Consider the following 10,601-nt stretch of genomic DNA (forward strand, 5'->3'; position numbering starts at 1 on the left):
GGGCGCAAGAAATAGCTTGACGAAATCCTGCTTGTCTTTCCGATTGGCATAGCTAAACTATGTATGAAAGGAGTTTATCATGCGCAGAAAATATATGATGTTCGCATTGCTGCTCCTGCTCGCGCTTGGCCTCGCGGCGCAGGAAAACACTGCCGCATTGAGATTTAAACTCTTGGAAGCCGGGGAATACGAGCTGGATATGTTCTATTCCACCGAGCTTCAGCGCCTGTATATGCAAGTGGATTTCGAGCTCCCCAAAAACGAGCTCGATCCCAACTTTCACTATGGGGTCTTCCTGCACAAGGATGCCCAGATCCAGGCGATCACGGTCTCAGGCAGTTTTGAAGCCCACTACTGGGCGAACAACCTCCAGCCGGAGCATTTCGAACCGCATCTGGTCCAGCCGGAATTGCTGGTTTGGAACAGCCCCGCCCGCTTTTTCGGGATCCATCTGAACAACCTGGACAAATATCCCGAAACACCCCATTTCCGCATCTGGTACTATATGCAGGTGCCACCCTTCCGCCTGGATGAGACCAACAAACTCACCACCGGGCTGGACGCCGCGGAGTTTTGGTATCCCCGCAACCTCAGCCGCGAAACCACGGTGCAGGTGACCATGACCACCACGCCCTACATGAGCCTGCGCGTGGGCGACACCTTCGCTTCCAAGCTGGACAAACAGTTTTCGAGGACCCACAAGAACACCTACATTGAAACACCTTCCCAGCCCTGTGGCTTCCGCCTCGTAAGGGATTAGCTAAATTAGCTCAGCTGGTAGAGCAGCTGATTCGTAATCAGCAGGTCGGGGGTTCGAGTCCCCCATTTAGCTCCAGCATCATGGCCTGGTCTTTCCGAGCTCCACCTCGGGGGATCGGGCCTTCTCTTTTTGGGCTCTCTTCCAAACCGAGTGAGTGGCTGGAAAACAAAAAGCTCTCTTTTAAATCGAGTGGGTGGAGGGTTCGTCTGGATACAGACTTTGCACCGCCCTCTCCCGCTGTGTCATTCCGGGCGGTGAAGCCGGAGCCGAGCGACGCAGGTGCTTCAGCGCCGGTGATCCGTCGGGGTCCTCGCCGGACAACTTGTTGGCCGGTGGGGTGAATCGAATCCAGCCTTGCGGGAATAGCCCATCCCAGACTCAGGCCAATGCGGCGTCGATCCAGACGTAGTCCTCATCGACACCCTCCCAGAGCATTACCCACACCGTCTGGATTCCGGGCCCGACTGCGTCGTCCCGGAATGACAGCTTGGAGCGGTGATGGTTACTGGTTTCCGGGACCCCGGCGTTAATACGCCACCCCAGAATGACATGGTGTTACCTTCATTCGTGTAATTCGTGGACAAACACCCTCACTTGCCCTTCTGATCCGCGTAAATCATGATGATCCGCGTCATCCGTGTTCTATTCTTTCATCCGCGTTCCATTCGATCCGCGATGATCCCCCGGCAAACTTTTCCCTTGACAATTTGCACGCATCCGGTTAAACTATATACATGCAAGGCGGCGAACGCCTCCAGGCGCTTCAAATATCGCTTTGTCAAGGAGTTTAGGTTATGAAAAAGTATGCAAGCATCCTGTTGCTGATGGTACTGGGCTTGTCAGTCCTGCTGATCACGTCCTGCGCCAAACCGACGGTTCCCAACTTTGAAGAAATAAGCATCCCCACCAACGTCTGGGATTATGAGCACGTGGTCTGGTTCGACATCAACTATGTGGAACTGGACAAAGGCAGCGCCAACGTGGACATCTGGATGTCCGCCAAGGGCGTGGACCCCAACGCCACCCTCAAGATCGTTACCCAGGACATCGTTTTCGACCAAGTGGTTTCCTACACCGAAGGCAAGATCTACTACGGCGGCAGCTACAACCTGCTGAACATGGACCAGCCGGTGGCCTACGAGATCGTGAACGGCGACGAGACCTACACCGGCAACATCGCGCTGGAAACCTGGCCCCAGAAAGTGAACGTGGCCACCTGGCCGGAATTCAACGAAAACACGAACTATTCCCCCTCCTGGACCATCTCCGCTGATCCCAAGTTCCACGTGATCGATGCCGGCGCTTACGGCGCGGACACAGACGTTGAGATCTTCCGCCAGATCGCCGGCACGGAAAAGACCTTCCTTCTGGACCAGACCTACTGGAATGACATCAAGCCCATCGAGGAGTTTTTCTTCGGCATCAACGCCATCGGCTATGAAATGATGAACAAGAACAAGGTCCTCATCGCCGGAGTTTCCCACAACTACTACGATTGGATGATCCCCGAAGACAAGGCCTCCCCTCAGCCCCGGCGCAATCCCTTCCGCTTCATGGACCAGATCCAGGCGGACATTGACAAATAACCAGCTTTCGAGCCTAAGAGTCCCACGGGCCTGCTTTTCACGGCAGGCCCCTTTTTTAAGGACAAAGGATAGCATGGATAAAAGATCAGCCCTCGCCCTTTTCTCCGGAGGCCTGGACAGCGTCCTGGCCGTGGTTTGGATGCGGAGGCTGGGCCACAGGGTGCATCCCGTCTGTTTCAGCGCGCCCTACATCACCGCGGATCGCGCCGTCGAAAGCGCCCGGGCCAACGGCCTGGAAGTCACTGTGATCGACATTTCCGAGGCCCATCTGAAGATGCTGGCCGATCCCGTCCATGGCTTTGGGAAAAACCACAATCCCTGCATAGATTGCCACGGCCTGATGTTCGCGGAGGCGGCGAAACTGCTGCCCAGCTTCGGCGCGGATTTCCTCATCTCCGGTGAAGTGCTGGGCCAGAGGCCGATGTCCCAGCGCCGCAACGCCCTCCAGGCAGTGGACAAACTCAGCGGCCACGCCTCGCTCATCGTTCGCCCCCTTTCCCAGAAACTGCTGCCGGACACGCTTCCCATCACTGAGGGCTGGGTGGACAAAAGCCAGTTGCTCGATCTCAGCGGCCGCGGACGGAGCCGCCAGATCGCCCTGGCCGGCGAACTCGGCCTCTCCTATCCCGCCCCCGGCGGCGGCTGCCTGCTCACCGACCGCAATTTCTCGCTCCGCCTGCGCGAACTCATCGCCAGCGGCCAGGACAGCGAATCCAACATCCGCCTCCTGCGCTGGGGACGCCATTTCCGCCTTGGCCCCCAGCTCAAATTCATCGTGGGACGCGACCAGGCCGACAACGCCGGCCTCGAAGCGGAGGACATACCCGGACTCTGGTTCATCTTGCGCGACGTTGAAGGCCCCCTCGGGCTGCTCACCCACCCGGACCCGCATTCGGAACTCATCTCCCTCGCCGCCTCCATCCTGCTTTATTACAGCAAAAAATCCCCCTCCCCAGCCTGGGTGAAATATGGTGTTGACAGGAATCACTGGCGGGAGATTTGGGTGGAAAAGTGTCCTGAAACCGTCTTCAGGCCGCTGCTGATCTCTCTCGACAAGGATTTGTAATGCTCAAAACCGAAGCTCATTGCCTGTTTGAAGAACTGGGCACCAACACCTGGCTGCTCTGGGATGAAGACTCCCGCGAGGCCTGGCTGATCGACCCCGCCGCGCCCTCCGAAGAGCTGCTGGCGCGGATCAAAGCCCTGGGCCTGAAGGTCACCCTGCTGGTCAACACCCACGGCCACGGCGACCACATCGGCGGCAACGCCTGGTTCAAAGCGGCCCTTGGCGCTCCGGTGCTCATCCATCCCGCGGACGCCCCCATGCTCACCGACAACCGCCGCAACTTCAGCGAATACCTCGGCATCCCGCTGCGGCTGGATCCTCCCGACCTGCTGGCCGAGGACGGGCAACTCCTGCGGCTGAGCGCTCACAGCGTCCGCGTGATCCACACCCCAGGCCACACCCCCGGCGGGATCTGCCTCCTAGTGGATAAATTCCTCTTCAGCGGCGACACCCTCTTTCAACAAAGCATCGGCCGCACCGATTTTCCCGGGGGGAACCACGCCCAGATCGTGGCCTCCATCCACCGGCTCTTTGCCCTGCCCGACGACACGGTGGTCTTCCCCGGCCACGGCCCCCGCACTTCCATCGGCCTGGAAAAGCGCTCCAACCCCTTCGTGAGGCCCTGATGCCCAGCCACGACACCATCCTGATCCTCGATTTCGGCTCCCAGTACACCCAGCTGATCGCCCGCGCCCTGCGTTCCCTCAGCGTCTATTGCGAGATCCATCCCTTCAACCTCGCCCCGGAGAAGATCCGGCAAATCGCCCCCAAAGCTGTCATCCTCTCCGGCAGCCCCTTCAGCCTGCTCGATCCCGATCCGCCCCGTCCGGATGAATTGGTCTGGAACCTGGGCCTCCCCCTCCTGGGCATCTGCTATGGTCAGCAGTTGATCGCGGACCGCTTTGGCGGCGCCATCGAGCGCCACACCAACCGGGAATACGGCCGCGCGCTGCTGGAACCCGCCCTCCCCCATCCCCTGCTGGACGGGATCCCCGCCGGCGCTGAGGTCTGGATGAGTCACGGGGATTCGGTTTCCCGGCTTCCGGAGGGTTTTCAGGCCCTGGCCTCCACCGCCACCGTACCTTTTGCCGCCATCGGCCACCTCAGCCAGCCCATCTACGCGCTCCAGTTCCATCCCGAGGTGGTCCACACCCCCCAGGGCAAGGCCCTCCTGGCCAATTTCGCCCTCAGGATCGCCGGCTGCGTGCCGGATTGGACGCCCGAAAACTTCATCGCCTCCAGCCTGGATCAGATCCGCGCCACGGTCGGCGCCGCCAAGGTGGTGCTCGGCCTTTCCGGAGGAGTGGATTCCTCCGTGGCCGCCCTGCTGCTTCACCGCGCCCTCGGCGACCGCCTCATCCCCATCTTTGTGGACAACGGCTGCATGCGCTTCCGCGAGGCAGAACGCGTGCGGGAGGCTTTCTCCGCCGTGCCCGGGCTCAACATCCGCTGCGTGGACGCCTCCGATCTCTTTCTGGAGCGTCTGGCCGGCATCGATGATCCCGAACAGAAGCGCCGGAGCATCGGCCACACCTTCATCGAGGTCTTCGAGCGCGAAGCCGCCAGGTACGACGGAGTGACCTTTCTGGCCCAGGGCACCCTCTATCCGGATGTGATCGAAAGCGTTTCCTTCCGAGGGCCCTCCGCCACCATCAAAAGCCACCACAACGTGGGCGGATTGCCGGACAAGATGGGGCTTAAACTCATCGAGCCCTTCCGCGAGCTCTTCAAGGACGAGGTGCGCGCCGTGGGCAGGGAACTCGGCCTCCCGGAAGCCCTCATCAGCCGCCATCCCTTTCCCGGGCCCGGACTGGCCGTGCGCATCATCGGGGCCGTGGACGCCGCCCGCGTCAGCTGCCTCCAGGCCATCGACGAGATCTTCATCAGCGAACTGCGCGCCTGGGGCCTCTACGACAGCACCTGGCAGGCCTTCGCCGTGCTCCTCCCCATCCGCAGCGTGGGCGTGATGGGCGACGAACGCACCTACGAAAACGTCTGCGCCCTCCGCGCCGTCAATTCTGTGGATGGCATGACCGCCGACTGGACCGAACTTCCCCCCGCCTTTCTGAAACACGTCTCCAGCCGCGTCATCAACGAGGTCCGCGGCGTCAACCGCGTGGTTTACGACATCAGCTCCAAACCCCCGGCCACCATCGAATGGGAATGATCCCGCTGGCGTCCAACCCAGCGCTGCTGGTGGAGCAGCACCTCCCGGGCCGCGGATCACCAAGTATCAGTGTTCACGCCAAAGGGAAGGAATAGATGTTACGCTACATTCCTCAGTTCATCCTGCGGCAGGCGGCTTCCGGAGCCTCGCAAGGCTCTCTCGACGCCTTCGCCCTGCTCTTTGACATCGCGGATTTCACCCGCATCGGCACCAGCCTTCAGGCCCTGGGCAAACAGGGCGCCGAGGACCTGAGCGCCATGCTGGACGACCTTTTCGCCGAACCTATCCAGTTCATCGAAAGTTACGGCGGCTTCGTAAGCCTTTTTGCCGGAGACGCTTTCTGCGCCATCTTTCCGAACGCGGAAAGTACCGCTGTGGCCTCGGCCGTGAACGCCATCAGGGGCTGGCTGGCCGCCCACAATTCCTATCCCACCAGCGCCGGGACCTTCGAGCTGAAGGTGCGGCTCACCGTTACCCGGGGCGAGCTCCGGTGGCGGATCTTCGCCAACCCTTTCCAGCACGAATACGCCTTCTTTGGCGAGCCGATGCGCGAACTGGCCGCCCTGTCCGAACTCAAGCTGGACCACATCTTTTCGGAACAAGCGGCCAACGCCATCGGCCTGGACCGCTTTCACCGCGTTGAGGGCGGCTGGAGTCTGGCCGATATTGATTTTTCCCCTCCTCCGGCCCCCGGGGACATCCCCCCCGCGGTTGCCGCCCGGGAGCGCTTCCAAAACCCAAGGTTCGCCGCATCCACTCCCCAGCCGGAGATCCGCTCGGCGGCGTTTTGCTTCGCCAGCCTGGAAGGGATCGAACCCTCCGCGCGCGAAACCGCCATCGCGGACCTGGAACAGCTGGCCGACGCATGCCACGGCCTGGTGAACAAGCTCGACGCCACCGACAAGGGCCTGCTGGCGATCATCCTCTTTGGCCTGCCCCTCACGGAAGGCAGAACCCTGCACCAGATCTGCAAATTCTCGCTGGCGGCGCTGGCCCGCCAACCCCTTTTGGCGCTGGGGATCAGCTGCGGCGAGGTGATAGCCGGCTACACCGGTGCCGGCCAGGCGCGGGAATACACCGCCATGGGCCATCCCGTGAATCTCGCCGCCCGCCTGATGGGTAAGGCCCGTCCCGGCGAGATCCTCACCGACGCCGGCTTCTGGCAGGAGTTCCACCAAAGCTACTCCTTCACCTATCTGGGCCTGCTCAACCTCAAGGGCATCGACCAGCCCCTGCGCTATTACAGCCTCAGCCATCAAACCCCGGCCACCGTGGCCAGGCAGGAAAACGCCTTCACCGGCCGGGAAGCGGAACTGGCTTCACTAAGGCAAATGCTCGCTGCGGCTCCGGATTCCGGCTCCAATCCCGTCATCTACGTTTGCGGAGAGCCGGGTATCGGCAAATCCCGCTTGGTGAGGGAGGCCCTGGCGATCCGGCGGAAACTGCTTGGGGACGAGCATCCGGACACCGCTGCCCTCATGAACCATTTGGCCCGCTGTTATCAACAGCAGGAAAAGTTCGGCCAGGCGGAACCGCTTTTGCGCCAGGCCCTCGCCGTGACCAGCCGGTCACTGGGGCCGGAACATCCCGGCACGGCCGATATCATCGAAAGCCTGGCCAGCCTGAACAATTCCCTCGGGCGCCTGGATGAAGCCAGCGAACTCTATCGGCAGGCCATCGCTATCCATTCCGCCTCTGAGGGGCCGGAACATCCGCACACCGCCATCGCCATCTACAACCTCTCCGATACCTGTTTCAACGGCGGCCGGCTGCGGGAGGCCGAACCCCTCTGCCGGAAAGCCCTGGAGATCTGGAGCAAAACCCTGGGTAGCGACCATCCCTGGACCATCGAAGCCCTCAAAACCCTGGTCGCCATCTACACCAAATTGCCTGAACCGGACAAAGCCGCCCACTACCAAGCCCTGTTGCCACCCGAACCGGAAGCCTGAACCCTTCCCTCAATTGAATTTTGGCTCTCTTTCAAACCGAGTGGGTAACGGAGGAAACCCGTAGTGATAGTCGATCCTGTACCTTGATATGCCAAATCCCTGCGTTGAATCTGTAACCCGCGGATGCTTAACAGAGGCAAAGAACCCCGCCTCGAGCGGGTGCAGGACTATTGGCGGGGCGTTTCAACCCCTGTGGAAGCACCCGGGTTGATATCTGATAAACCCCTCGCCAGAGGGGTGCAAGACTATAGGCGGGGCGTTTCAACCCCCGTATCCGGACGCGTAAAGAGAAATTCAAACCCGCTTGCGGGTGCAGGACTTTGATGCGTGATTTATCGCGGATCGGATGTGCTGAATGCTGACCTGATCATGTGGCGAAGCGATGAGTCCCTCCGCGAATTCCTCCACCCCGCGAGCGGGGTGGTTATGGTTCGTTCCGGCTTGCTGATACGTGGGTTGAAACCCCCGCCTATAGTGATGCACCCCTCTGGCGAGGGGTTCCGCCGGTGAGGTACCCACTCAGTTTGAAAGAAAGCCTTGTGTTCAGCCGATTCCCACTCGGTTTGCAAGAGAGGTGAAAACGCCCGGATGGGCGTAACAACTTAGCCCAGGGTGGAGCGCGGCGGAACCTTGGGGGTGGGAGGCAAAGGACTTTGACAAGCCCCTTGCGGGCGATGGAAACCCTTCTCCCCCTTCCACAGCTCTGTCCGCTCAAACGCCGATGAGCAGCAGCGCCGCGAAGGCCATGTAGGAAAAGATCGCGAACAGCACGGCCCATTTGAACTCCCGGAATTTCCTCGCCGCGATCTGGGAATTGGTGTGGATCTGCTCCAAGTAGTGGCGCGCCAGCTCCTCCTGCGTCAGCCGGGAGCCAAGCTGCTGATAACTGTCCCGGTCCATTTGCGCCACCGAGCCGAAGAAGAGCGGATTGACCCGCTGGGAGAACTTCAGCTTCGGAAAGATCGACCAGAGCAGGATCAGCGTCGATATGGCGAAGCACAGCAGCGCCAGGCCGGAGATCGCCGCGTTGAGGATATTTTGGAAGGACAGCACTTTGATCGTCACGTTATAGAGGATCGCGATGTTCACGCCCAGCAGCACTCCGTTTTTGGAATCTCCGAACTGCACCATCTGCTTCATGCCCGCGTTGATCTTTTCCAGTTGGTCCGCGGTGACCAGATCTTCCCTGGGGTTTTCCATCTCTGCTCCTTATGCTTTTCTGCAAACGCCGGAAATCTCCGTCAGTCGGGTGATTCTTGTCAAGCTTAATCTGGCGCCCGGTCCGGCTTTTCGGCCCATGCCTGCCCCCCACTCTGCAAGTGAGTGCCACATTATCCAGAGCCTGTCCGGTCTTTGCCGGCAGACCTGCCAAATTTATCCTCGCGGTGAAAACTGCTCCAGTGGTCTGGGAACCTTTATCTAATATACGGCTTTCACCCGGTAAAATTTCTTGGTCTGGTTGAGATCAGTTTGCCAAACGTTATCCCCGGAGACAGTTGTTTCATAGCCAAACTCTCCAGTGGGATCATCCGCGCTGTAGATGTCGTAGCCATTCGCGTGGGGAATGGCATCCCAGGATAGCCACCCGTCGCCGCTGATCTGCGCCTCGGGGGTTTCGCGGAGATGGATGCGGATGTTGTCCAGCGTTGCGCCTTCCATGCCCATTTGGTCTCCTTCCAAAGTCCAGGCCACATATGTCGCGGGGGCATCCAGGTTCGCGATCAGCACGCTGACGTGCCCACCTTGATTATAACCCGTGTAAGAAGACGACCAGTCTGTGTCGTGCCAGGTGACCAGGTCGTGGCTGTATTGCAGTTTAAAAACAAGGCCAAGGTCGTAAAAGCCGATGGCATGCAAAAACTGAACTATGATCTCGTCACTTCCGGCGGTATTCATCTGGGGTGATATCAGGCGGGTGATGCCTGCTCCAGGCGTCATGTCACAATGCAGTTCATGGGGGTCCCCTCCAACAAAATTGCTGTTATAAGGCACCCATCTGTCCAGTGGTCCCACGGTGGTTGTTTGGGTCCAGTCCGCGGGAAAGTCGGGTCCGTCGAAGTTCTGCGCGCAGGGCAGATCTGTTAACCGGGAAGGAATATCGTTGGCTGATAAAACAATGAATGCCAAGAAAAACATCGCCATCGTACAGAGTTTTCGCGTCATGAGTTATCTCCTTTGTTGGGGTCTTTTTTGTTGGGCTAACTCCAACTCATTGATTGTCAGAAGAGTTGAGAACATCCAAGTGTCCTCATTAATCACATTCTATTCAAAGTCGTGAGACTGATTGCAATGTTTTGATCTTTAATTCACTGTCAAGGTTTATTATGGTATTCTCATTCACGCCGCGCCGGCCACAACCGGAAGGTCGATCTCCCGGTCGACCAAAGGCCCGCAGGGACTTTCAGAACAACGAAAGGGTCGCGCCTCCGGAACTGGGTTAACGGGGACCTTAACCTTCCGGAGTTCCACCCCGCCACAACGTCACCACGCCACCACCCCGCCCCTTCACCACGCCACCACCCCACCACGTCATCACATTCCATTTGTTTGATTTGTTGACAACCCCATCCCCCACGCAGAATTGTATTGACAAACACCCCCCTGTTTTGATTTGTGTTCCCTGAGAGCGGGCATAGCTCAGTTGGTAGAGCAGCAGCTTCCCAAGCTGCGGGTCGCGGGTCCGAGTCCCGTTGCCCGCTCCATTCCTTGATATTGCTTCATTCCGATTTTTGCTTCCTTATCCTCCTGAGTTTCCCTGTTATCTTCCTTTTTGTTTCGTTTCTACCTACGTTTGATGGGTAATACAAATTCCATGTTGACAAATCATATATGTTGCTTATTTTGTCTCCAGAATCTAAATTCTGGAGGCGAGATGCCACGACCAAAAGACCAATCGTTGCAGGAGGTATTCCTGAAAGCGGAGCAGGCGTTATCTGAGATCAAAGACTGTAGAGTCCCAAATGTTGGTGTAAATTCCAACTCATTGTTTCTCAGGTTGTTTGAGGGCATCTGATATCCCTCGTTACTCACAATCTATGTAAGGCCAAGCGACCAATTGCATTGTTTTCATCTT

Annotated in this window: 8 protein-coding genes and 2 tRNA genes; 8 read left to right on the plus strand and 2 right to left on the minus strand. The window is 58.9% G+C overall.

Annotation, left to right across the window (positions count from 1 at the left end; genetic code table 11):
• Positions 1–79 precede the first annotated feature (79 nt).
• The 7 genes from LHW45_08695 to LHW45_08725 all read left to right on the plus strand — a co-directional run bounded on the left by LHW45_08695 (position 80) and on the right by LHW45_08725 (position 7,528).
• Positions 80–760, plus strand: a complete 681-nt coding sequence (locus LHW45_08695; protein MCB5285651.1) for a hypothetical protein — start codon at positions 80–82, stop codon at positions 758–760.
• Positions 760–835 (plus strand) — tRNA-Thr (locus LHW45_08700). The genes LHW45_08695 and LHW45_08700 overlap by 1 nt, the downstream gene beginning before the upstream one ends.
• A gap of 719 nt (positions 836–1,554) precedes the next feature.
• Positions 1,555–2,346: a hypothetical protein gene (locus LHW45_08705; GenBank protein MCB5285652.1), complete on the plus strand. Its 792-nt coding sequence runs from the start codon at positions 1,555–1,557 to the stop codon at positions 2,344–2,346.
• 73 nt (positions 2,347–2,419) lie between these two features.
• Complete coding sequence (locus LHW45_08710) at positions 2,420–3,412, plus strand: tRNA (5-methylaminomethyl-2-thiouridylate)-methyltransferase (protein MCB5285653.1); 993 nt, start codon at positions 2,420–2,422, stop codon at positions 3,410–3,412.
• Complete coding sequence (locus tag LHW45_08715) at positions 3,412–4,038, plus strand: MBL fold metallo-hydrolase (GenBank protein ID MCB5285654.1); 627 nt, start codon at positions 3,412–3,414, stop codon at positions 4,036–4,038. The genes LHW45_08710 and LHW45_08715 overlap by 1 nt, the downstream gene beginning before the upstream one ends.
• Positions 4,035–5,579 carry a glutamine-hydrolyzing GMP synthase gene (gene guaA, locus LHW45_08720; protein MCB5285655.1) on the plus strand — a complete coding sequence of 515 codons (1,545 nt, stop codon included), beginning with the start codon at positions 4,035–4,037 and terminating at the stop codon, positions 5,577–5,579. The genes LHW45_08715 and guaA overlap by 4 nt, the downstream gene beginning before the upstream one ends.
• 95 nt (positions 5,580–5,674) lie before the next feature.
• Complete coding sequence (locus tag LHW45_08725) at positions 5,675–7,528, plus strand: tetratricopeptide repeat protein (GenBank protein ID MCB5285656.1); 1,854 nt, start codon at positions 5,675–5,677, stop codon at positions 7,526–7,528.
• Between the two features lie 711 nt (positions 7,529–8,239).
• Here the strand turns inward: LHW45_08725 and LHW45_08730 are convergent.
• Positions 8,240–8,728 carry a DUF5706 domain-containing protein gene (locus tag LHW45_08730; protein MCB5285657.1) on the minus strand — a complete coding sequence of 163 codons (489 nt, stop codon included), beginning with the start codon at positions 8,726–8,728 and terminating at the stop codon, positions 8,240–8,242.
• Positions 8,729–8,947: 219 nt separating this feature from the next.
• Positions 8,948–9,691 carry a hypothetical protein gene (locus tag LHW45_08735; protein ID MCB5285658.1) on the minus strand — a complete coding sequence of 248 codons (744 nt, stop codon included), beginning with the start codon at positions 9,689–9,691 and terminating at the stop codon, positions 8,948–8,950.
• A gap of 463 nt (positions 9,692–10,154) precedes the next feature.
• Between LHW45_08735 and LHW45_08740 the strand changes: the two genes are divergently transcribed.
• Positions 10,155–10,230, plus strand: a tRNA-Gly gene (locus tag LHW45_08740).
• Positions 10,231–10,601: the final 371 nt, after the last annotated feature.

This window comes from Candidatus Cloacimonadota bacterium, from assembly GCA_020532085.1.
Lineage (GTDB): Bacteria > Cloacimonadota > Cloacimonadia > Cloacimonadales > Cloacimonadaceae > Syntrophosphaera.